At 65.8% G+C, this 22,998-nt stretch carries 21 protein-coding genes; 6 read left to right on the top strand and 15 right to left on the bottom strand.

What is annotated here, in order from left to right; genetic code table 11:
• Positions 1 to 54: 54 nt before the first annotated feature.
• Complete coding sequence (locus ACSFBL_RS08215; RefSeq protein WP_435515244.1) at positions 55 to 879, bottom strand: YihY family inner membrane protein; 825 nt, start codon at positions 877 to 879, stop codon at positions 55 to 57.
• Positions 880 to 1,029: 150 nt separating this feature from the next.
• Here ACSFBL_RS08215 and ACSFBL_RS08210 point away from each other — a divergent pair, with 150 nt between their 5' ends.
• Positions 1,030 to 1,368, top strand: coding sequence for a hypothetical protein (locus tag ACSFBL_RS08210; RefSeq protein WP_435515243.1), 339 nt, complete (start codon positions 1,030 to 1,032; stop codon positions 1,366 to 1,368).
• A gap of 63 nt (positions 1,369 to 1,431) precedes the next feature.
• Here the strand turns inward: ACSFBL_RS08210 and ACSFBL_RS08205 are convergent, their stop codons facing one another.
• The 13 genes from ACSFBL_RS08205 to ACSFBL_RS08145 all read right to left on the bottom strand — a co-directional run bounded on the left by ACSFBL_RS08205 (position 1,432) and on the right by ACSFBL_RS08145 (position 16,297).
• Complete coding sequence (locus ACSFBL_RS08205) at positions 1,432 to 3,819, bottom strand: catecholate siderophore receptor Fiu (RefSeq protein WP_435515242.1); 2,388 nt, start codon at positions 3,817 to 3,819, stop codon at positions 1,432 to 1,434.
• 227 nt (positions 3,820 to 4,046) lie between these two features.
• Positions 4,047 to 4,253, bottom strand: coding sequence for a hypothetical protein (locus ACSFBL_RS08200; RefSeq protein ID WP_435515241.1), 207 nt, complete (start codon positions 4,251 to 4,253; stop codon positions 4,047 to 4,049).
• A 178-nt stretch (positions 4,254 to 4,431) separates the two neighbouring features.
• Positions 4,432 to 4,776 carry a hypothetical protein gene (locus tag ACSFBL_RS08195; protein ID WP_435515240.1) on the bottom strand — a complete coding sequence of 115 codons (345 nt, stop codon included), beginning with the start codon at positions 4,774 to 4,776 and terminating at the stop codon, positions 4,432 to 4,434.
• A 191-nt stretch (positions 4,777 to 4,967) separates the two neighbouring features.
• Positions 4,968 to 5,252: a hypothetical protein gene (locus ACSFBL_RS08190; RefSeq protein ID WP_435515239.1), complete on the bottom strand. Its 285-nt coding sequence runs from the start codon at positions 5,250 to 5,252 to the stop codon at positions 4,968 to 4,970.
• Between the two features lie 232 nt (positions 5,253 to 5,484).
• Complete coding sequence (locus ACSFBL_RS08185; protein ID WP_435515238.1) at positions 5,485 to 6,699, bottom strand: PP2C family protein-serine/threonine phosphatase; 1,215 nt, start codon at positions 6,697 to 6,699, stop codon at positions 5,485 to 5,487.
• 3 nt (positions 6,700 to 6,702) lie between these two features.
• A complete protein-coding gene (locus ACSFBL_RS08180) occupies positions 6,703 to 7,197 on the bottom strand; it encodes a Rab family GTPase (RefSeq protein WP_435515237.1) in 495 nt (164 codons plus the stop codon).
• 1 nt (position 7,198) lies between these two features.
• On the bottom strand, positions 7,199 to 9,067 hold the full coding sequence (locus ACSFBL_RS08175) for an OmpA family protein (protein ID WP_435515236.1): 1,869 nt from the start codon (positions 9,065 to 9,067) through the stop codon (positions 7,199 to 7,201).
• A gap of 58 nt (positions 9,068 to 9,125) precedes the next feature.
• Complete coding sequence (locus ACSFBL_RS08170) at positions 9,126 to 9,752, bottom strand: hypothetical protein (protein WP_435515235.1); 627 nt, start codon at positions 9,750 to 9,752, stop codon at positions 9,126 to 9,128.
• Between the two features lie 43 nt (positions 9,753 to 9,795).
• Entirely contained in the window at positions 9,796 to 10,233 is a 438-nt protein-coding gene (locus ACSFBL_RS08165) for an ATP-binding protein (protein ID WP_435515234.1), read from the bottom strand.
• Positions 10,233 to 10,589 (bottom strand): STAS domain-containing protein, encoded by a 357-nt coding sequence (locus ACSFBL_RS08160; protein WP_286569115.1) that lies wholly within the window; start codon positions 10,587 to 10,589, stop codon positions 10,233 to 10,235. Before ACSFBL_RS08160 ends, ACSFBL_RS08165 begins: the two co-directional genes overlap by 1 nt.
• Positions 10,590 to 10,814: 225 nt before the next feature.
• Entirely contained in the window at positions 10,815 to 15,113 is a 4,299-nt protein-coding gene (locus tag ACSFBL_RS08155) for a GAF domain-containing protein (RefSeq protein ID WP_435515233.1), read from the bottom strand.
• A 114-nt stretch (positions 15,114 to 15,227) separates the two neighbouring features.
• Positions 15,228 to 15,890, bottom strand: a complete 663-nt coding sequence (locus tag ACSFBL_RS08150) for an alpha/beta hydrolase family protein (protein ID WP_435515232.1) — start codon at positions 15,888 to 15,890, stop codon at positions 15,228 to 15,230.
• A 20-nt stretch (positions 15,891 to 15,910) separates the two neighbouring features.
• Positions 15,911 to 16,297, bottom strand: a complete 387-nt coding sequence (locus ACSFBL_RS08145) for a DUF1090 domain-containing protein (RefSeq protein WP_435515231.1) — start codon at positions 16,295 to 16,297, stop codon at positions 15,911 to 15,913.
• 72 nt (positions 16,298 to 16,369) lie between these two features.
• Between ACSFBL_RS08145 and ACSFBL_RS08140 the strand changes: the two genes are divergently transcribed.
• Both ACSFBL_RS08140 and ACSFBL_RS08135 read left to right on the top strand, forming a co-directional pair.
• Positions 16,370 to 17,320, top strand: a complete 951-nt coding sequence (locus ACSFBL_RS08140; protein ID WP_435515230.1) for a hypothetical protein — start codon at positions 16,370 to 16,372, stop codon at positions 17,318 to 17,320.
• Between the two features lie 61 nt (positions 17,321 to 17,381).
• The gene (locus ACSFBL_RS08135) at positions 17,382 to 18,317 is read left to right on the top strand and encodes an aldo/keto reductase (RefSeq protein WP_435515229.1); all 936 of its coding nucleotides are present in this window, start codon (positions 17,382 to 17,384) and stop codon (positions 18,315 to 18,317) included.
• 141 nt (positions 18,318 to 18,458) lie between these two features.
• On the opposite strand, the gene ACSFBL_RS08130 is transcribed toward ACSFBL_RS08135, so the two are convergent.
• Complete coding sequence (locus ACSFBL_RS08130) at positions 18,459 to 19,943, bottom strand: nucleobase:cation symporter-2 family protein (RefSeq protein ID WP_435515228.1); 1,485 nt, start codon at positions 19,941 to 19,943, stop codon at positions 18,459 to 18,461.
• 271 nt (positions 19,944 to 20,214) lie between these two features.
• Between ACSFBL_RS08130 and ACSFBL_RS08125 the strand changes: the two genes are divergently transcribed.
• The 3 genes from ACSFBL_RS08125 (at position 20,215) to ACSFBL_RS08115 (ending at position 22,993) form a co-directional block, all read left to right on the top strand.
• On the top strand, positions 20,215 to 22,275 hold the full coding sequence (locus ACSFBL_RS08125) for an AsmA family protein (RefSeq protein WP_435515227.1): 2,061 nt from the start codon (positions 20,215 to 20,217) through the stop codon (positions 22,273 to 22,275).
• 80 nt (positions 22,276 to 22,355) lie between these two features.
• Positions 22,356 to 22,664, top strand: coding sequence for a hypothetical protein (locus ACSFBL_RS08120; RefSeq protein WP_435515226.1), 309 nt, complete (start codon positions 22,356 to 22,358; stop codon positions 22,662 to 22,664).
• An 80-nt stretch (positions 22,665 to 22,744) separates the two neighbouring features.
• Entirely contained in the window at positions 22,745 to 22,993 is a 249-nt protein-coding gene (locus tag ACSFBL_RS08115; protein WP_435515225.1) for a hypothetical protein, read from the top strand.
• The last annotated feature ends 5 nt before the right edge of the window (positions 22,994 to 22,998 follow it).

The following is a 22,998-nucleotide window of genomic DNA, read 5'->3' as shown; positions in this document are numbered from 1 at the left end:
CTTCGTCTTCGGCTGCTCAGGCCCCGCGCGGGGCGAAGTCCGCTTCGCGCCCTGCTAGGCCCGGGCGGGCCTGCTTCCTGTTCGCCGTCGCGTGGCAGCCAGGTTGGCGGTCATCATGGCCGCGACGAGCGTGACCAGCCACGAGAAGTACACCCACAGCAGGAACATCGGGAGGGCGGCGAAGGTCCCGTACAGCGCCTTGTACGTGGGCACCTTGACGAGGTAGGCCGTGAAGCCGCGCTTGCCGAGTTCGAAGGCGATGCTGGCGATCAGGCCGCCGGCGATGGCATCGCGCAGCCTGACCTTGGTGTTCGGGACGAGGTAGAACATGCTCGTCAGTGCCGTCACGCCGAGCAGGAGCGGGCCGAGGTCGAGCACGAAGGCGAGCGAAGGCGGCAACGCGCCGATCAGGCCCACGGAGGTGCCGAGCAGATACGACGTGGCCCACAGGCTCAGGCCGAGGACAGGCGGGCCGACCACCAGCATCACGAGGTACAGGCCGACCCGCTTGAAGAAGGGGCGGTTCCGCTTGAGTTCCCACATCTGGTTGAGGGCGTTCTCCACCGTCAGCAGCATGGCGATCGCCGCGCCGAGCAGGAAGAGCGAGCCGACCCAGGTCAGCCCGCTGGCGTTCGATGCGAACTGGTTCAGGTACTTCAGGACCGTGCGGGCGATGTCCGCTGGAAGCAGCCGGCTCAGCAGGAACTCCTGGAGCGCGTCCTTGAAGCGCTTGAAGATCGGGAAGTGGGTGAACAGCGCGTAACTCGCGGCCAGCAGCGGCACGATCGAAAGCAGGGTCGTGAAGGTCAGGCTGCCGGCGACCTGGGGCAGGCGTTCTTTCTTGGCGCGCTGGAGGGTCAGGCGGGTCAGGGTGAGCATGGATCGCGGAAAGGGGAGAAGTCGACTGGCTTTGCGCCGGGAGGGGTTGCCGCCGCGGGAAGGCGATTGTGATGGGAACACCCGCGCTTGCACTTTTTTATGACACGCCGACTACAACTTGCCGCATGGGCCGCCGATACACAGGCAGTCATGGACAAACAACATTCACCGACGCAACTTCCGAGCGAAAACGTCCTTCAGGACGATGGCGTGCACATGCTCGTATCCACCAAGGGCGTGGAAGGATCCCGAAGCGATGGCCTGCTGCTTCGCCGATGTGCGTTCTCGCTGGCATGGCCGCTGGGCTATGAGTTCCTCGGTCAGTACAGGCAGCAGTCGGATGGCTTCTGGCACGCATCCATGCGCAACAAGCCCCGGAGCGACGGCACCCGCGGTACGCCGCAGACCGGCATCTACGCGACGGAACTGGACGCGCTGGTCAATCTGTGGGCCAACCGGCGGAGCCTCGACTTGGGCATCCGGGTCTGAGCGCGGAGCCAATGGAAAAGGGCGACCCGAGGGCCGCCCTTTCCATGTGATCGGGAGGTTCGATCAGAAGGCCACGTTGGCCGTGAGGCGCGCCGAGCGCGGAATGCCCGGCGTGTAGCGGTAGCCGCTCTTGTTGATGGCCGCCACGTAGTCCTCATTGGTGAGGTTGTAGAGGTTCAACTGGAGTTCGACGTTCTTGTTGATGCGGTAGGACACCATGGCATCGAACACCCAATAGGCGTCGGTGTAGGCCGGCGTGCCGACCGCACCGTCGGTTCCGCGCTCGAGCTTGCCGTTGTAGCGGGCGCCGCCACCGATCGTCAGGCCGAAGGGCAGCTGATAGCTTGTCCACAGCGTGAACGCGTTCTTCGGGGTGTAGGCCAGGACGTCGTTCCCGCTGGCCGTCACGGCCGGGCCGTTGGTGACCTTGGTGTCCATGGTCGTGAAGCCGGCACTGATGCCCCACTGGTCCGTGATCGCGCCGACCACGCCCAGCTCGATGCCTTGCACGCGCTTCTTGCCGGTCTGGTAGTACAGCAGGGTGGTGGGATCCTGGACGATTTCGTTCGTGACTTCGGTCTTGTACAGCGCGCCGGTGAGCGACAGCCGGTTGTGCAGCACGTCCCACTTGGTACCGATCTCGTAGGTCTTGGATTCCTGCGGTTCGAAATCGATGCGGTTCGCACTGTTGCCCGTGCCGCCGGCGGCAAGCTGGAAGTTGGCGCCGCCCGGGGGCTGCGCGGAGGTTCCGTAGGCGGCGTAGATGCTGCCGTTCTCGGCCGGCTTGTAGACCAGCCCGATCTTGCCGGTCCAGAGGTCGCCGGAGGTGTTCAGGTCGGTCGGCGTGATCGTGCGTGCCGGGAGCACCAGTGCCGTGGCGGAGTAGTCGGTGTTGTAGTGGTCGAAACGCAGGCCGCCCGTGAGCTGCCATTGCTCGTTGATCTTCATCGTGTCGAAGGCGTAGAGGCTGACGGTGTCGGTCTGGCCGAAGGAGCCGGTGCCGTTGGAAAGGCGGTTGTAGCCGACGACGTCCGGGTTCGGGTTGTAGAGGTTGGCGACCGGCCAGGAGCCCGCGGGCGCGAAGGTGGTGTTCACCGAAGCGAAGCCGGGCGCATAGAAGTTGCCGGACTCCTGCTTCTCGCGCAGGAGTTCGAGCCCGAAGTTCGCCGTGTGGCTGAAGCTGCCGGTGTTGAACTTGGTGGCGAGGCTGGTCTGGTTGACGAAGATGGTGTTGTCCACGTCCTTGTTGGTCGGCAGGTTGCGCGTGACGGTCCAGGTCGTCGGCTGGGCGGGGTTCGGCGTGGCGATGAAGCCGGCGTTGGCCGCGGGGATCGTGCCGCGGTAGGTGTTCGTCGTGCCGACGCGGGTTGCGGTGAGGCCGCCCAGCATGAACGAGGTCAGCATGTAGTCCTGCGACGTCTTGCCGTAGCGCGTGATGTTGCGAATCGTCGTGTCGGGCGTGATGTCGTGCTCGACGCGCGCTGTGAACATGTTGGCGGTGACGTCGTCGAAGTCGGAGCTGGTGCCGTAGAAGTTCGACGAATCCACGCGCTGCGCGTCGTTGAGGAAGGTGCGGCGCAGGATCGGCGAGTTGATCAGCAGGGCGTCGGGCGTCGTGTAGCCGGGCAGGCCGATGGTCGGCACGCCGCCGTCCGGGACGTTGTTCTGCTTGACGTAGAGGTAGTCGAGGAAGACGCGGGTCGGCGTGTTGAGGCCCCAGGCGAGCGACGGAGCGATCGCCGAGCGCTTGTTCTTGACCCAGTCGCGCCCGGCGACGCCGCCGTCTTCGGCGACGGCGTTCAGGCGGAAGGCGGTGCCGGAGCCGTCCTCGCTGTTGATCACGCGGTTCCAGTCGATCGTGCCGCGAGCGAAATCGGCGCTGCCGTAGGTGAGCGAGCCGGAGAAGGCGTTCTCCAGCGTCGGCTTCTTGGTGATCAGGTTGATGTAGCCGGTCGGCGAACTGCGGCCGATGTCGGTGCCCGACGGGCCCTTGACGACTTCGATCTGGTTGATGTTGAAGACGTCGCGCGAGATCGTGCCGAGGTCGCGGATGCCGTCCACGAAGATGCTGCCCGAGGCGTCGAAGCCGCGCAGGAAGATCGAATCGCCGGTGCTCGTGCTGCCGTTCTCGCCGAGGAAGAAGGCGCCGGCGCCGGGCGTGTTGCGCAGCGCCTCGCTGAGGGTGGTGGCACCCTGCTCGCGCATCAGTGTTTCCGGAATGATCTGGATGGTCTGCGGCGTGTCGACCAGCGGGGCGGTGAATTTGGGGTTGGCCGAGTTGTCGACCTTGAAGTCACCCATGCTCTCCTCGACGCGAATTTCCTTCAGCGTGTTCGAGGTGGTTTGCGCCGCGACGGGCAGAGTCAACGCGAACAGAGTCGCCGCTGCAGCCGTACTGAGGGGTGGGACCGCGCGCGCGACAGCGTGCTTGCGGCTCTTGATATACGCCATGAAAGCTCCAAAAGGCAGGACAGAAGAGGGTGTCTCTCTTGGCTGATCCTGATTCGGAGTGGCTATGAGACCGGAGGCGCGGCGGCCTCAAGGGTCTCAAATGATAATTACTCTCAATACGGCTGCTTTAACTTTTTTTACCTTAGGTTTGCGTAAAGCGTCGAACCTGGGGAGGTCTGTTGGTTTTTTGCATCAGTGACGGCCTGGACTTCAAGGCTGACCTGAGCTCAAAGCTCGGCGAATTCGCTGTCCGCGTCGTGGGCGCGCTGGCGCCAGTCGTCGATGAATGCCTTGGCGCGGTCCCGCAGCGAGGCGACGATCTGGCTTTCTTCCAAAAGCGCCTCGCGTCGTGCGATGCGGCACCGGAAGGCGCCGTCGAGAAACAGTTCCGCGCGCGCCGAATAGCTGCGCGCGAAGCTGTCCCACGCCAGCATGATCCGGACGTTCCATCCGTCGTAGTCGAAGTCCGTTCTTTGAAAACTCGTCTGCATCCGTTCGCTTCCTGCAGGTCGCCGACGATGTGGCGGGACCGGGAGGTGCATTAAACCGGATTCGGGCGCCGGCAGCGCGGGCAGGGGTTCGCCCGTTCAGGTATAGGGCGGGAGATGAATTTCAGTTCGCGCCGTTGACCAGTCTCAGCCAGGCGGGAAACTCGCGATCGAACTCCTGGGGAGTGACATCGGAGAGGTGCTCGCACGCACTGTTGGGCAAGGCAACGCTGACCTCGCGATGCCACAGCACCATGCCGACCAGGCGGTTGACGAGGATCCGTTCCTCGCGCGGGACGGGGTATTCCGACACATGCCGCGGCAGTCTTTCCATGGCGACCCGGCGCCGGATCTCCACATCAAGCCAGCCTTGCCTTCGGGTCTTGATGCATACGGACCTGTTCAACCAGCGCTCGAGGTAGATCTCGCGCAGTGCCAGAGCGAGCAGGATGAGCATCGCGGTCCACATGAAAAGTACGCTCTAAGTGGGTGTGATTAAAGAGCTATTTGGTCCATTGATCACAGATTAGGCAACCCTGGCCGGCAATGCAATACGGTGTTCGCACAGAGTGGCCCAAGCTGCTCATGAATTCCGGGAATGTGTCGCGTGCAAGCAACCCCGGAGCGAATCGTGTGCAGCGAATGCGCTGGGGGCGGTCCTCAGGCAGCCACGAAACTGAGGCGCGCCTCGTGCGGAAGGCCGTCGCGAACCACGTGTCGCGCTTCGTCATCCGCAAAATCGAACAGCGCATCGGGGATCTCGTCTTCGTCGAGTGCGAACAGCATCTCGATCGCGTCCTGCTGGGCCTCGGAGAAGGTGCCGACCTGGCTCAATCGGTTGAACTTCGCGGCCGTCTCTTTCGGCGCCAGTTGATGCAGCTCGAGCAACTCGAGCACGAGTGCAATCTGCGACGGGGTGAGAGGCTGGGGGGCGGCGGATTTCATGGTGGTTGATCCTTTCGGTCTGGCTCGAGACTGTTCGGTGCCTGAAAAATCAGTCTCGGCGCGGTGTCTTAAGCATCGCTGAAGACCCTCGAAGACGGCTTCCTCGTCCCGCAAGATGGCGGGCCTTGGCGTGAGGAAAGTCTCGTGAAGCCGCACGCACAATGCGGATCCAGCAACGCGGTGCCGATCTTTGGCTTCGCGCACGCGCCCCGGCGCGCGCTCCTGATCGCTGCTAAAGCGCCATCTTGATGATCGTGAAATCGTCCTCGAGCACGCCGGGGCCATGGGCCTCCCGCGCGAATTCCAGCAGGTTGTCGAGCTCCGACTCCCCGTCGCGCACCGGGCGCGCGAGCATGTCGGTGAACGCCGAGAACGCCAGCATGGAGCCATCCGGCCTGTTGATCTCGTAGGTTCCGTCGCTGAAGACGAAGAGCCTCGCAGGCGATGGCAGGACGCATTCCTGGTCCTTGTAGCTCGCGGCCGGCGAGATGCCGACACACGGCCCCGACGCAGGCAGCGGGCGGACGTCCCCCACCGCATCGCAAGGGCCGCTGACCAGCACGGCCGGCGGGTGGCCCGCGGAGGCATAGCGCAGGCAGCGTGTGCCGCGGTGATAGACGCCATACCAGACGGTGCAGAACAACTCGCCGTGGCTTTCCATCTGATAGGCGAGGTTGAGCGCGGCGAGCACCTCCGCCGGCTTGTGGAAGTCGGTGCGCGACAGGGCCCCCGAGCGCAGCGTGTCGGCGACCGCCGCCGAGAGAAGGGCGGAGCCCACCCCGTGGCCGCAGACGTCGATCAGGTAGAGCGCGAAGTGCTCGTCGTCGATCCAGTGGTAGCCGAAGGAATCGCCGCCCAATTCCGTCGAAGGAACGAAACGCCAGTCGATCGCCAGCAGTCCCGACACCGGCGCCGGCAGCATGGCGCGGACGTAGCGTTCGGCATCGCGCAGTTCCTGCTGCAACCGGTCGTGGGTGATCAGCAAGGCTTCGCGGGAGGCGGCGAGTTCATCGTGGGCGCGCGTCAGTTCCTGATTGGCCGATTCGAGCTGCGCGATGAGCCGGGCTTCGCGCTGGCTGAGCAAGGTCATGTCGTAGGCCTTCTGCTGCACCAGGCGCGCCTCTTCGTATTCCGCCGTCACGTCGAGAAGAAGAACCCAGACCGTGCCGTCGTCCGCGAAGAAATGGACGTCCGCGACGCGGCCGCTGGGCATCTCCATCGAACGGATGAGGAAAGGCGTCTCCACAAGCGGCAGCAGCCCTTCGAGGAAGGGAATCTGATCGCTCGCGGGCCCGCCGGACTGGAGGGTGGCCAGACCATAGTGATCCAGGTGGCCGCCGGCCTGCACCAGGTTCTGCGAATCGTCGATGACCAGATGCGCGAGAACACGCTGCGCATGCAGCAACATCAGCAGCGAGTCGGAGATGCGCGGCGGAAGATCGAGCATGGCCTATCTCGCCAGGCGCGTCGCCAGTTCCTGGAAGGTCTCCTCGACCGCCAGGCCCGTCTTGGCGCTCGTTCGGCGAAAGGACCAGCCCGCGGCCTCCAGTGCCTCGATCCGCTCCTGCGGGATCGCCCAGTCTTCCACGAGGTCCGTCTTGTTGAGCAGCACGAAGAAGGGAGCGCCACCGATCTCCGCACTGATGCGCCTCTGGATCGACTCCGCGGTGTCGAGGGTTTCAGGCCGCGTGCTGTCCACGACGAGCAGATAGCCGGCAGCGCCACGCAGGTAGCTCACGCGCACGGCCGCCACTTCGTCCTCGCCGGCGATGTCCCAGAGGATGAGTGCCATCTCCTCCGAATCGGCGGTGACCACCTTCTTGTCGATCTTCACGCCCACCGTGGTGAGGTAGGCGTCCGAGAAGATGGTGTCGACGAAGCGGCGTACGAGGCTGGTCTTTCCCACGCCGAATGCACCGAGCAGGCAGATCTTCTTTTGCAGCATGCTATTCGCCGGAGCTCACGACGAAGGACACGCGCCGGTTCATCGACAGTTCGTCCTCGCTGGCACCGGGCCTCAATGGCTCCAGCGGACCGGCGCCACGCACGGCGAGGAATGTCGGGTCCACGCCGCGTGCGCGCAGCATGGAGCGCACGACTTCCGCACGGCCGAGGCTGAGGGCGAGATTGGAGTTTTCCTTACCGGTGGCATCGGCATGGCCGACGATGGTGACCTTCACGGGGAAGCCGAAGGTGCGCGACACCTGGATCAGCTCGCGCACTTCGGCGGCGATGGCGTCGAGCTCGCTTTCCTGGCTGGCGGCGGGCCGCGCAACGTTGTTCTCGAAATGGATGAGACGTGCCTGGATGGCATCGTGCAGCCGCACATAGTTGGGGTCCTGCACATCCTTGAGGGCACTGAGGTCGACCGTCGGTGCGCCGGCAGGCAGGGTCAGCAGGAAGGCCCGCGCCTTTTCCATCCAGTAGGGCGTCGCGCTGCCGGTGACGCGCACACCGCTCGCATCCTGCGACAGGTTCACCGTGGCTGGCGGATTCAATGTGGCCTGCAAGCGCTTGAGCATGATGGCCGGATGCAGCGCCTGGTAGGGCTCCCAGCGGCCGACGACCATGGCTGGGTCGAGGCGCGATTGCGCCAGCAGCGTTTCCGGCGGCATGGCCAGCGGGTCGCGCAGGCCTGACACCAGCCATCTTCCGTCGCGGCGTTCGAAGCCTGTCACCACGATGCCGGGTTGCTCCTGCAGCGCCGCGACGTAGGCACTGACGCGTTGGCGCTCGACGATCCGTTGCCCGACCCAGTAGCCCAAGGCGACCAGCAGCGCCAACGGGATGAACCACAGCAGCGGCGAAATCTTTCGGTGTGTCTCGGCGGTCTGCGAGAGCAGGCAGGGCCGCATGCGCTCGGCGGCGGCTTCCTCGAAGGGCGCGGTGTCGCCACTGAATTCGTCGAGCTCCGCACGCCAGTGCTCGTGGATGGCGCCCAGCGTTTCGCCCATCCGCGTGCGCACCATCGCAGGCGGATTGCCGTGGATGACGGCGGCCAGGAACGCGGACGGACCTTCCTCGCACCACAGCAGCAGGTCGCCGAGGCGCAGGCTGTCGATGCTGCGGCCGCTCGCGGCGCCGCTGCCCGACTCATCGAACGAATCGCGCACGAAATCCTGGATCGCGGAGAGCATCGCGGAGACCAGCTGCGGGTCGCGCGTGGTCGCGACGTCCCGCGCCACATGCGCGAGCAACAGGCCTGTCTTGCGATGGACCAGGAAGAGGTGCTCCACGCTGAACACCGCGGTGTGCCGCAGCACCACCTCGGCGAAGGTACTCCCGCTGCGCCAGGCCTCGATGCGCCACTTGAGGCCGCGCCACGACAGGCTGTGCTTGATCGCCTGGTTGATCGATTGCAGCGAGCCCTCCAGCGTCTCGGCAATCGCCTTGCGGATCGCCGGCCCCATCACGGGATAGAGGATGTCGACCATCGTGCCCGGGTTCTTCTGGATGGAGGCCTGGGTGGCACGCTCGACCGTGGGTGCGATGGCCTGGCCAAGGCGGTCGTCTTTCGCGGCCGCGGCCAACCTGAACGCGGCAGGCAGCACCGTACCCACCGCGTCGGCGAATTCGTCGGGGTCGTCGATCTTCTGCTGCAGCCGCGCCAGTGCCACCTGCTCGGGTTCGAGCAGCACGCCGCGCAGGGCGTCCAGCCGCGGATCGGCGTCGAGCCGGCTCGGCACCGCCGCTGCCACGCTCGGATCGACGCAACGCGCCAGTTCCAGCAACAGGCCGGCCAGCCGCGTGTTCGTATCCTCGCTGGAAGCGCTGCCGGGCGCACTCGTCGCGGTCAGCGACAGGCGCGCGTTCACCTCGCCTCCGCCCGGGCGTCCGGTCGAACGGGGTGATCCGGCGCGCCGGCCGCGCGGTTCACCCGCGCTCGATGCCGTTGCCGCCCTTGGGCGCGACGTCCTGGTTCAGGCATTTGGCGATCTCGACGAACAGGCCCGCGAGCAGGTTGCGATCGGTCTTCACGTTGCTGAGCTCGGCGAACATGCGCTCTGTGGTGGCGCGGCTGTCGTCCTGGCGCTTGCGCATCTCTTCGCGCAGGCCCTGGATCTCGTGGCTCAGGCGGTCCGTGAAATCGCGCTCGTGCCGCGCGAGCTGGTCGGACAGTTGCGCCAGGCGCTTCTCCAGCGCCTGGGTGTGATCCCGCAGGCTGCGCTCCAGCTCCTTGTCGGCATCGGAACGCAGGTCCTTTTCCTCGCGGAACTGGCCGGCGACCGATTCGAGCTGCTTCTTCATCGTGGATTCAAGGCTCGCCAGGTTCCGCGTCGACTCCGACTCGATGTCGCGCAGCCTTTGCTGGAAGCGATCCTCGAGAATCGAGAAGCGCTTGTCGTAGTCCTGCATCTGGTTGCCGAACAGCAACTCGCGCATCTTGTCGACGCCGGAACTCTCGCCCGCGCCGTTGGGCTGTGCAGCGGCCAGGGCCGCCTGTGCCGCCAATGCGCTCTGCGTATCGATGCCTTGGGGGGTTTTCGCTGCGGTTGCCATAGATTGACTCCTCGGTTGTGGATGATGGGCGGTCGAAGCTGGATCAATGCGGTGCCGACGCCCGGAAGAGAAGCGTCAGGCAGTTGCGGCCGTCTTCGTGGCGGTAGCGAAGGCCATCGGAGAAGTGCCGAAGAATGGGAATGCCCCAGCCCCCGATGCGTGCATCGTGGACGCTGGTCGCCGGTACCGGCGCGGGCACCTGGCGGGGGTCGAACCGGCTGCCCTCGTCCTCGACGTCCAGGGCCACGTCCTCGCCCTGCCAACCGAGGTGCAGGAAGATGCGCTGCGCGTGTTCGTTGCAGGCGTAGGTCATGATGTTCGTGACCACCTCTGCGGAACAGAGGTCGAGGTTCTGCGCGACCCTCTCAGGCAGGTGCTGCTGCTCCGCCCACTCGTGCACCCAGGCACTCACGCGAGGCAACTCGCGCAACTCGCTGTCAACGATCAGGGATGCCTGCGGCTCCCCGTCGATCGGAGTCATCAGCGGCTTTCGGCTGCCGCCATCAGCGCACTGCAGGCGGTATCGACGTCGGGGTAGACGGGGATGATCGTGTCGATCCCTGCCATCTTGAGCACCTCCGCAACGAGGGGCTGAGGGTTGGCGAGCGCCATGACGCCACCGCGCGAGGACTGCGCCCTTGCATTGATCACGAGTGTGCGGATACCGATGGATGCGAGGAAGGACACCTCGGACATATCGACGACGGCAAGAAGCTTCCGGGTCGCCACGAGCGCCGCAAAGCGCATGTCGATGTCGTGACCGCCGATGCTGTCCATGCGTCCGACCAGGCTGATCTTTTCCACGCCGTCAGCCAGCTGTTCGCTCCTCAGGTCCATACACTCTCCGCAGTCGATGTCGATGAGTCTGAATGGGGGTCCTCCGTTGCGAGAATTGTCTCGTTTGCAAGGTGTTCTTGTTTCTAAAAGAAAACAAGAGCGTCCTTCGAGCAACAGATAAAGAGCAACAGGTAGAACCTTTTTCTAGCTTACGCCCAAATCGTGATCGCGTCGACAGAGTGCCGACGGGTTGATGCGCGTGCGAAGGGCTCCTGAAGCGTCTCGTTACCGATCGTTGCGTGCTGGCACGTTGTGCAAGGCCTCAACGAGGCGTTCGACGCGGATCGGCTTGGTGAGGTAGTCGTCCATGCCGGCCGCGAAGCACATCTCCTGGTCGCCCTGCATCGCATTGGCCGTCATGGCGACGATGCGCGGACGCTGCGTCGCGTCGAGCAGCGTGCAGATCTGGCGCGTCGCATCGAGCCCGTCGAGTTCGGGCATCTGCACATCCATCAGCACCACGTCGTAGGTCTGGCGCTGCACCGACTCCACGGCCTCGATGCCGTTGGACGCGAGGTCGGCGCGGTAGCCCATCTGCTGCAGCAGGCGCATCGCAAGCTTCTGGTTCACCGCGTTGTCTTCGGCGAGCAGGATGCGCAACGGATGGCGCGTCGCCATCGTCGGATCGATCTGCGGCTTGACGGCGGCGCTGGGCGCAGCCTTCGCGGCGGGCACGTCGGCGAGCACGTTCACCAGTGTGTCGAACAGCTGGGACTGGTGGATCGGCTTCGACAGGAAGGCATTGAACAATGCTTCCGCGTCGCCGACTTCGCGCCGGCCCAGCGAGCTGAAGAGCACGAGCGGCAATGTCGTGTTGTTGGCGCGAATGCGCCGTGCCAGGTCGACGCCGTCCATCTCGGGCATGTGCATGTCGAGGATCGCGACATCGAAGCGCTCGCCCTTTGCAAGCCATTGCAGCGCCTCGGCCGGCGACTCTGTATCGCGCGGCGCCATACCCCATTTGCCGGTTTGAAGGTCGAGCACGCGACGGTTGGTGGCGTTGTCGTCGACGATCAGCACCCGCTTGCCCTGCAGGTCGAGGTGCACGCCGCTGACGGCCGGGCGCTTGCTCGGCGGCGCCTCCGCTGCCTGTGCATCGATGGTGACGTAGAAGGTCGAGCCGTGGCCCGGGCCATCGCTCTCGACCCACATGGTGCCGCCCATCAACTCGGCCAGCCGCTTGCTGATCGCCAGGCCCAGGCCGGTGCCGCCGTACTTGCGCGTGGTGCTGGAGTCCGCCTGCGAAAAGGACTGGAACAGCCGGCTCTTGCCTTCCTCCGACAGTCCGATGCCGGTATCGCTCACCGCGAAGGTCAGTTCGACCCTGTCGCCGGGCTGCCCGGCGGCGCTGACAGTGAGCACCACCTCGCCCGACTCGGTGAACTTCACCGCGTTGCTCAGCAGGTTCAGCAGGATCTGCCGCAGTCGCGTGAGGTCGCCGTTCACGCCAACCGGCACATCGCCTTCGAACACGTAGGCGATGTCGAGCTTCTTCTCGGCCGCGCGCGCGCTCACCAGGTCGAGCGCCGACTCGACGCAGTCGCGCAGGTCGAACGGATGCTGCTCGACGTCCATGCGGCCGGCCTCGATCTTCGAGTAGTCGAGGATGTCGTTGATGATGGTCAGGAGTGCATCGCCCGAGTCGCGGATCGTCGAGACGTAGTCCTGCTGCTCGCTGTCGAGCGGCGTGTCGAGCAACAGGCCGCTCATGCCGATCACCGCATTCATCGGCGTTCGGATCTCGTGGCTCATCGTCGCCAGGAAGGCGCTCTTGGCTTCGTTCGTCGCTTCGGCGGCGGCGCGTGCCTCCTTGGTTTCGTTGAACAGGCGCGCGTTCTGGATGGCGATCACGGCCTGGTCGGCGAAGGTCTCGAGGAGCTTGATCTCCTTGTCGACGAAGGCTTCGGGCGGTTGCCGCGCGACGTGGATCGATCCGATGTACTGGCCCTCCCATGTCAGCGGAGCGATCAGGATCGCGAAGTTGCCCATGTAGTCGGCCACCTCGCGCATGAACGGCGGCAGTTGCGGCTCCGCGAGCGCGTCCGGAAGGTGAAGCACTTCGGGACCCGCCATGGAATCACCGAAGGGCGAATGATCGATGGGCCGCGGATAGAAGCGCTCCAGTATTTCGCGGGCGGACCCGCGGTGGGCGCCCAGGTGCACCAGCCCGTCGTCGCCGATCAGCGAGATGCCGAGTTGCGTGCCGGAGAACAGGCGCTGGCAGCTCTCCAGGATCTTGTCGAACACGGGCTGCGCGTCTTCCATCGATTCGCTGATGACCTGCAGCACGTCCGCCGTGGCGGTCTGCCGTTCGAGCGCGTCGCGGGTTTCGTGGATGAGCCGCACGTTCTCGGTCGCGAGCACGGCCTGGTCGGCGAAGAGCTGGAGCAGGTCGATCTGCCGCTGCGGCGTCTCGCCGGGCTCCGGCCAGGCGGTGGTGATGGCGCCGATCGGCACGCCGTCCTTGAGCATCGGCGCGCAGATCATGCGGCGCCTGTTGCCGCTGTTCGCGAGCCGGCGGTCGTAGTCGGGATCCGACCAAGCATCCACGATGCTCAGCGGCCTCCGCTCCAGGATGACACGGCCGTTGAGCTGGCGCGCATCGGGCGGCGCGGGCCACACCGCGCGCGCGGCTTCCAGCGCCTCCGGCGTCCAGTTGCGGGTCGCCGCCAGATGAACCAGTCTGCCGTCGAAGCTGAAGATCGCGGATGCGGGACCTTCGAACAGCCACATCGTGCAATCCAGGATGGCCTCGAACACCGGCGTGACATCGGTCGGCGACTCGCTGATGACACGCAGCACGTCGCTGACGGCGGTCTGGTATTCGAGCGATTCGGTCAGCTCCGCGGTGCGTACCTCGACCTTGTGCAGCGCGGCCTGCGTCTCGTTGAAGAGCTGCGCGTTCTGGATCGCGATGACGGCCTGGTCCGCGAAGGTCTTGAGCAGCGCACGCTCGCTGGGCCGGAACGGACCGACCTCGGTGCGCTGCATGCTCAGGATGCCGATGCCGCGGCCTTCCCAGATGAGCGGCGCCGAGAGATTCGCGAAGCTCGTCCCCGCGCGTTCCGCGTTGCGGCGCATCGTCTCGGGCGCTGCGGGATCGTTGAGCACGTCCTCGAATTCGACGAGGTCGCCCGTGAGGAATGACAGTTCCGCCTGCGTGCCGGCCATCGGCATCGGATAGTTCGACTGCATGATCGCCCTCAACTCGGCCATGCGTTCCTCGCTGATCGCGGCGCGACCGGCTGCAGTCAGCGTCCACCGTGCGAGGGTGAGCTGCCCCTGGTCGTCGACCATCATCAGGGCGAACGAGCTGGCATCGAACAGGTGCTCGCAGCATTCGACGATCTTGTCGAAAACCGGCCCGGGGTCGGCCATCGAGCTGCCGATGACCTTCAGCACCTCCGCAGCGGCGGTCTGGTGCGCCAGCGCTTCCTGCATCTCCCGGCCGTGGCGCCGGGTCTCGTCGAACAGGCGCGCGTTCTCCAGCGCCAGGCCCATGCTGGCGGCGACCGTCTCGAGCAGTCGGACCTCGTGTGCGCCGAAGGCGTATTCGCGCTCGTGGTTCTGCAACGCGATGATGCCGAGCACGCGGTCCTTGCCGATGATCGGCACGGCGACGATCGAGTGCGCCCAGTCGGTGCCCGGCGCGGGATGCAGGCCGATCCGGGTCTGCTCCTCGCGCGTGTTCGACACGCCGCTTTTGCGACTGTGCAGGATGTGATTCAGCGGGTGCTCGGGCGTCAACGGTCGCGGAGGCGGCAGCGGCAGGGGGCGGTTGTGCTCGTAGCGGTAGAGCACCTGGACCAGGTTCGTCTTGTCGTCCCACCACACGATGTTCAAGTCACCCGAATCGAACAGTTCGCGCAACCGGTCGCCCACGAGATCGACGATGGCCTGGAACCCGATCTTGGCGGCCATGCCTTGCTGGATGCCGTTGATGAGCTTTAGCTCGTTGGCGCGCTGCGTGCGCTCCACGCGGGACTCGGCCAACTCGTGCTGGAGGCTTTCATGAACGCGCAGGTGGGCGAGGGCGCCCGCCGCCTGGCGCGCCAGCGTCGCCAGCAGGTCGCGGTGCACGCGGTCGAAACGATCGACCGAGCCTTCGACGTCGGCGTAGAGGTAGCCGGACAGCGCTTTCTGCGCGACCAGCGGCGCGATCAGGCATGAGCGCTGGTCGGCCGTTGCGGCGCCCTCGGGCCCGTGCCGCAGGGTCGGCTTGCGGGTGCGACGGGAATCGACGAGCCACGGCGTGATGGCGCGCAAGAGCGCAGCGGCGTCTTCACCCGGCGGAAGAACCGAGCCTGCGCTCTCCAGGCCGGTCGGGGTGTCGAGAACGAGCAGCACCCGCTGCGCGCCTGTCAGCCGTGCGGCTTCGTCGACCAGCATGTGGAAGACGTCGTCGGCGCTGTGCAGCTCGTTCAGCCGCAGGCCGATGTCGACCAGCCGCTCGAAAGGGTCGTGCAGCTTGCTGCCCGCGCGCGGCGGGTGCTTCGACAGGGGTCGAGACCGGGACTCAGCCATGGGGGCATCTGCCTTCTGCGATCAGCGGGTTGATGCGCGATCGGCGCACCGCGGCGTGGAGTCTAGCGGCGAAGCGGCAATCCCTGCACGCGGCGGGCGGCAGCGATGAAGGAGTCAGAGCGCGGCCACCCATTGGGCGACGCCGTCGAGTATTTCCTTCAGCACCTCGTCGTCGTTGCGACCCGTGCGCTTGAGCACGTGGAATGAATGGTCCGCGTGCTCGATGGTCATCAACGTGGCTCGCGCGCCCAGCGCGTCGATGAACGGGCGCAGGTGCCCCGGCTCCGCCAGCTTGTCCTGCGTGCCCTGGACGAAGAGCATCGGTATCAGGACTTTGGACAGATGTTCCGCGCGGGAGACCGCCGGCGCGTCGGCCGGGTGCAATGGAAATCCGATAAACACGAGTCCTTCGACCCCGGGCAGCGGCTCGATCGCCTGTGCCTGCGAGGTCATGCGTGCGCCGAAGGACTTGCCGCCGGCCACGAGCCGCAGCGACCCGAAGGTCTGCGCCGCGTGCGCCACGGCCGCGCGCACAGCGGCGTGTGCCACCGGCGGCGTATCCGTGCGCTTCTTGCCGAGTTCCATGTAGGGGAACTGATAGCGCAGCGTTGCGATGCGGCGTTCGGCGAGGCCATCCGCCACGGCGGCCATGAACGAATGTTCCATGCCCGCGCCGGCTCCGTGCGCGAATACGTAGCAGGCCACCGGATCGCTCGGCGCCTGCACGATGCCCGAGACGCTCAGCGCGTCGTTGATTGGAATCGAGACCTTCTGCATGTCGGCTCCGGTTGGGGCGCTCAGTTGAGGCGGGCTTCCTTGAGGCGCTGGAGCTCCGCCTGCTCCTGCGCGAGTTTGCCTTGGCGGCGCGCGATCTTCTCGGGGTTGCCCTGCTGTTGCGCTTCCTTGAGTTCGCGCTCTCGCAAGGCGACCTTCTTTTCCTGGCGGTCGACGCGTTTCTGGTGCTCTGCCTGAAGCTTCGCATCGCTGCAGTTGGTGTCGACTTCCTTCAGCGCACGTTGCAGTCCGCGCAAGCGCTGCGTCTGCCCCTGCGCCTTGGCTTCGTCGATATCGCGACTGATGGCCTCGTGCTTGGCGCGACAGGTTCCTCCAGGCCCGGGCTGCGCAAAAGCGCCATGGCTTGCGGAGACGAGCGCGACGGTCAGCAGGATTGTTGGGAGCTTCATGAGGGGTCGGGTGTGCGGGTGGCGAAGCCTCCATCATGAATAATGGAAGCTCTGTAACAAGGAGTTTCACACGTGACTTTGAGGATTTCTTCGACAGCCATCGCCGCGGCCGCCATCACCGTCCTGCTGGCCGGATGCGCCGCGCAACGCGCGCCTGAAGCAGCACCGGCAGCGCCTGCTCCTGTTGCGGCTGCGCCCGTCGCGCCGACCCCCGACGCCAGCACCCGCAAGAGCGCCGCCGGAATGACCTACGCGGAAATCACCCAGACGGTGAGCGATGGCGCCACCAAGGCCAGGAAGGCGCTCGTCGGCAAGACCGTCGCGTTGAACCTGAGCAAGTCCAAGACCGCCGGTCTTCCCGCGGGACTCTATGAAGTCCAGGCGGATGACGACACGTACTTCCGCTGCAAGTCGGTGGGGCCCGGCTTCAAGGGCGGAGAGTCCACGGCCAGGATCACGAGCTACACGTTCACGCCGAAGACGAATCGATCCGTCATCGAACTCGACCGCTGCGTGGCTGCGGTCGTCGAAACCAGCGCACCGGTCGTCGCTGCTGCGGCGCCCGCACCGGCACCGGCACCGGCGGCAGCAGCAGCGCCTGCAGCGGCTCCGGCAGCCGCCCCCGCCACTGCCAAAGGTGGCGTGAAGCCGGGCATGGATGCCCAGGGCAACGTGATCGACTCGACCCTGATCGAATCCGGCAGCGGCCGCACCGTCAAGGGCATCAACAACTACGAAGGCGAAATCACCGGCAATCCGGCCAGGAACTCGAAGTTCACGCAGTTGCAGATCGGCATGTCCTGGAAACAGGTGATCGATCTCGCGGGCGAGCCCACCGACAGCGGCGCGTACATGACGGGCAAGGCCTGGATTCCGTTCTACTTCGGCGGCGACCGCCATCGCCTGGAAATGACCTACAAAGGCCAGGGCCGCCTCATCTTCGCCGGCGGCAGCCTGGGCAACGTGTCCGGCGGCAACCTGATCTGGATCATCCACAACCCGAACGAGACCGGCTATCGCTGATCGGCACCGTTAGCATCGGCCTCCTGCAGGCGTTGCGGCCTGCGCTCACAAGGAGGCGAAGATGCGCTATCTCGATCTTCCAGGCGGCTCGTCGATCCCCGCGCTCGGCCTCGGGACCTGGCGCATCGGCGAAGTCGCCGGGCGTCGCAAGGCCGAAGTCGCCGCGGTTCGCGCCGCCATCGAAATGGGCTACCGCCTCATCGACACCGCCGAGATGTACGGCGAAGGCGGCGCCGAAGAAGTGGTCGGCGAAGCCGTGGCCGATGCCCTGCGCGCCGGTGACGTCCGCCGCGAAGACCTCTTCATCGTCAGCAAGGTCTACCCCCACAACGCAAGCCGCAAGGGCACACCCGCGGCATGCGCGCGAAGCCTCGCACGCCTCGGCCTCGACCACGTCGACCTCTACCTGTTGCATTGGCGCGGCGAACACCCCTTGGCCGAAACCGGCGAAGCCCTCCGCGCCTTGGTCGCGCAGGGCCGCATCCGGCACTGGGGCGTCAGCAACTTCGACACCGACGACATGGAAGAGCTTGTCGGCGCCTGCGGCGACATCGCCGACTGCGCAGCCAACCAGGTCTACTACTCCGTCGCCGAACGCGGCCCGGAATTCAGCCTGCTCCCCTGGCTCCGCGAAAGAGGAATCCCGCTGATGGCCTACAGCCCCATCGACCAGGGCGCACTGGCCAGCGATGCGGCCCTGTCGAAGATCGCGCAGCGCCTGGGCGTCACCGCAGCGCAAGTCGCACTCGCGCGGGTGCTGTCCCAGCCGGGCGTAATCGCAATACCCAAAGCCGTCCGCGAGACACATCTGCACGAAAACCTCGCAGCCGCCGACCTGAAGCCAAGCGCAAGCGACCTCGCAGAAATCGACCGCCTTCACCCGCCCCCGAGTCGCAAAAAGGCCCTTGGCAATGATCTAACCGGCCGGCAAAGTCAGGCCCCTACGCGAAACACCGCGGAACCGGCTCAGCCGGGCCGCGGGTGTTGCCCCCGGTAGGGGGTAGGCGGCACACGAAGTGAGCAAGCCTGGGGGCGAGCCCAGGAACACCGCGGAACCGGCTCCGCCGGGCCGCAGGTGTTGCCCCCGGCAGGGGGTAGGCGGCTACACGAAGTGAGCAAGCCTGGGGGCGAGCAACACTTAATGCGCTTCGGCTTGCTTGGCCGCAGCGATGATCGCCGTCTCGTCGTGCTTCGCCCCGTTGAGGAACAGGTTCAGCAGCACCGCGCTGATCGACGCCAGCAGGATCCCCGATTCCACCAGCGAGTGGATCGAGTGCGGCATCCATTGCTTGAAGTTGGGTGCGATCAGCGGAATCATGCCGATGCCGATCGACACCGCCACGATCATCGCGTTGTGGCGGTTGCCCTTGAAGTCCACGCCGGAGAGGATCCGGATGCCGGTTGCCGCGACCATGCCGAACATGACGAGGCCCGCGCCTCCAAGCACCACGGTCGGCAACGATTCGACCAGCGCCGCCATCTTCGGCAGCAGGCCGAGCACGATCAGGATGACGCCCCCGGCCACGCACACGAAGCGGCTCTTGATGCCCGTGACGGCCACCAGCCCCACGTTCTGCGAGAAGCTGGTGTAGGGGAAGGTGTTGAACACGCCGCCGATCAGCGTGCCGAGGCCGTCGGTGCGCAGGCCGCGGGCCAGGTCCTGCTGCGTGATCTTGCGATCAGTCATCTCGCCGAGCGCGAGGAACATGCCGGTCGACTCGATCATCACCACGATCATGATCAGCGACATCGTGAGGATCAGGATCGGGTCGAACTGCGGCATGCCGAAGTGGAAGGGCAGCACCACGTCGAACCAGGCGGCCTTGCCGACCTTCTCGAAGGTCATGAAGCCGAACAGCGTCGCGACGACGGCGCCGATCACGATGCCCAGCAACACCGAGATGTTCGCGACGAAGCCCTTGGCGTACTTGACGATCATCAGGATCGACACCAGCACCAGTGCGGCGATGCCGAGCCCGCCGAGGTCCGCGTACTTGGGATTCGGCACCGATGGGACGATCGAAAGCCCCCTGGGCAGCGGCGGGACGGACGACCCGGGCGAAGTCACGTCGGCCAGCCACTTGGCGTAGACCGGATCGACCAGCGCCGGCGCGGTAGGGCCGACCGGATTGCCGAAGATCCAGTTGATGCCCACGCGCATCAGGCTGATGCCGATCACCGCGATGATGGTTCCGGTGACCACCGGCGGGAAGAAGCGCAGCATGCGCGACACCATCGGCGCGATCAGTATCGAGATGACGCCGGCCCCGATGATCGCGCCGAATAGCAGTTGCGCGCCGGCCTGTCCCGGATTGGCGTTGGCGATCGCGACCATCGGCGCGACGGAGGCGAAGGTCACGCCCATCATCACCGGCAGCTTGATGCCGAACCATTGCGTGGCGCCGAGCGCCTGGATGAGCGTGGCCACGCCGCAGCAGAACAGGTCGGCCGAGATCAGGAGGGCGACCTCCTGCGGACTCAGCTTGAGCGCGCGGCCGACGATGAGCGGCACGGCGACCGCACCGGCGTACATCACGAGCACATGCTGCAGGCCAAGGGCGGTGAGCTTGCCTGCGGGCAGGCGCTGGTCGACCGGATGGATGGGAGGCGAGGCAGCCGTCATTGCGTGATCTCCTGGGTCGGCATGAAGAAGAGATGGATGATGGAGCGGATGGTGCAGTGCAGCAACCGTCTACCGTTGTGTACGCCAAACTGTATACACATCAGTCGAGCCGCCATATCGCGGAAAACCCGGAATCAGACGCCCAAAACGACAAAAGCCCCCGAAGGGCTTTTGCGCGCTTCGCCGGTGAGGATCAGGTCGTGTGTGCGAGGCGACCTTGTGGGCTGACAGCTTCGTCTCGACTCCCCGCGCCCCGGACGACAATGCCGCGATGATGGCAAGCGTGGAACAGGCCGGCGAAGTTGCAAGCCCAGGGGTTGGCACGCGCCGCCGGTGGTGGCGCGTCGCGGTCATCGGCCTGGCCGTCATCCTGTTGCTGCTCGCGGCGGCCCTGGTCGCGTTGCGGAGGGCCTACCCGCCAGAACGCCTCGCTGCGTTGCTTTCCGAACAGGTCACCGCCACCACTGGGCGCGCTTTCCGGATCGAAGGCGGCCTGTCGATCCACCTGCTGCCGACCATCTCTGTGCGGGCCGGTGATGTCATTCTTGGCAACGCCGACTGGGGCTCCCAGCCGGACATGATCCGCCTCCGCAACGCCGCCTTCGAGGTTTCGCTGCGCGAACTGCTCGACGGTCGGATCCGCGTTCTCAGCATCGACATGGAAGATGCGGACGTCCTCCTCGAATCCGATGGCGACAACCGCTTCAACTGGCATCTCGCGCCGCACCCGCAAGCGGGCGGGAAGGGTGCGCAGCGGATCGCAGTCGAGGAGCTGTCCATCAAGAACGCCCGCATCACCTACCGCGACGGACGAAGAGGGGTGCTGGGCACGGTCACCGTCGACGCCCTCGACATCGAACCGCAAAGCGACGACCTCGAGCACCTGAGCGTGACATTTCGATTCGGGCCCAGGCAATGGGAAGCCGGGGGCGAGATCGGCCACCTGGGCGACCTCCAGGCCGGCACCGGCCAATGGCCGTTCGACATCCGCCTGACCACCGACGGCGCCAGCATCGCGGCTTCCGGCAACATCGGCACGGCTGCACGTGCGGGGCTGCTGGAAGCGAAGGTATCGGCGCATCTCGACACCGCGGAAGCGCTGGCGCACCTCTCTCCGGCGATGGCGCGGCTGCCGATGCCCATCGAGGCGAGTGGGACGCTGCTGCGCTCGCCGGGCGAATGGCGTGTCGAGTCGATGCAGGCATCGCTGAACGGCGAGGTGCTGACGGGCCGAGTCAGCTTGCGTACCGCGCCGACATCGCGCCTCGATGCAGATCTCTCCGCGACCGCCCTCGATCTCGCCAAGTGGCAACTTGGAACGGGCGCGCCGAAGCCGCCGGCCTCGGCGCAGCGGGCCCAGTTCTTCGGAGATGCCGCACTGCCCTTCGATGCATTGCCGGCGCTCCCCATTCAGATCGCCCTGAAGGCCGAGCGCCTGAACGTACCCGGCATGCCGCCCCTGTCCGGCCTCAGCCTGCGCTGGATGTCCGAAGAAGGCCGCCTGACAGTCGAGCCCCTTGCGTTCTCGGTCGCGGGCGGCGAGGTGCGCGGCCGGATGGTCGTTTCGAACCCCCGGAGCGCGCCGCCGCACACTGAAGTGCAGATGACGGCCAGGTCACTGTCCGTCGAATCGCTCGATGCGCAATGGGGAGGGGGCAGGCACTTCAAGAGCGGTCACGCGAACCTGGACCTGAAGCTCGCGATGACGGGGCGTACGCCGCGAAGCCTCGCCGCGTCATCGACAGGTGATGTGCAACTGGTGATGCGCGACGTTTCACTCGCGGGGCGGGCGGCCGCGCTCGATCAGGACATCGTCGCCCGAGTGCTCGACATGCTGGTACCGAAGCAGGGCCCCCGCCAGGAATTGGTCGTGCAGTGTGCCGTGGCCCGCCTGCCCCTGCGCAATGGCGTGGCAATGATCGACCGCTCGATCGCGATGGAGACCTCTCAACTCTCCGTCACGGCCAGCGGAGATCTGAATCTCGCGAAACAGACGGTCGAACTGGCGTTCCGGCCGAGAGTGAAAAAGGGGCTGGACCTCAATCCGGCCACCTTGGTCCAGCTCATGCTGGTGAAGGGCCCGCTTGAAAGGCCCGAGCTGAGCATCGACCCGAAGGGCACCGTGCGGCAGGCCGCCAACTATGGCGTCGCGGCGGCGACGGGCGGCCTGTCGTTGCTGGCGCCCGCCCTGCTGGGCGGCGTGGGCGAGCCGGCGGGCTGTGGCGTGGCGGCCAGCGCGTCCCAGCGTGGCGCGAAGCCGCAGGCGCCGACCCCGAGCCACGGACTGAAACTGCCCCGGCCTTTCTCGGCCCTCAGGCAGTCGACGCCCTGAGGGTCGCGAAAAAGCAAAAGTAAGAAGAAAGTGAATGAAATATCTTGTTACTCCGCTCGCAGCTAGGCACAATGTATTACATGGAACCCCAGAACCTTTCCAAGCCGCAGTGGACGCCGTCGGGCCTGGTGGGCCTTCTCCGGTCCACGCTCCAAGTCGTCGATGAGGCACCGGCGTCGCGGGACAGCAACGCTCCCCCGCCGCGTCTGAACAGCGCCCAATTGTCCGAACTGGCGAACGAGTGGCGCCACCGCACTTCGGGCGGCGACACGGGTGCCGAGTCAGTGGCCCAGGCGCTCGAACTGGTGGCGAGCCATCGTTCCCACGACAAACAGAAGCGGATTCAGGCGATGGGCAGGCGGCTGTCCGAACTGATGGGCCTCAATTGAGCTGCCCGTTTCCCACCCGGGTCCGGCGGCAATCGGCCAGAATCCGGCAAGGACGATTCCCAGAAAATTCTTCGACGCATATGAAGACCCAGATTGAGGCAATCCGCGAAGGCTACGACGTCGACTTGTCAGGACCCGGACGGCCCATGGGGGCGCGCGGCAAATACCCGGAGTTCGAGGTGATTCCGCTGCTCACGGACATGGAGGCGGAGCTGCTCAACACGCTGAGCCTCATCCGCAAGCTGCTCACCGAAGGGACGCCGACCAAGGACGCGCAGGAAGGCGTCGTTCACGCGATCGACGGTCTGCTGTCGGTCGCCCGTTCCTGAAGCAC

It is taken from the genome of Variovorax glacialis (assembly GCF_051216375.1).
GTDB lineage: Bacteria > Pseudomonadota > Gammaproteobacteria > Burkholderiales > Burkholderiaceae_C > Variovorax.
Note: the sequence above shows the minus strand (reverse complement) of the source record. Positions and strands in the feature narration are given on the sequence as shown.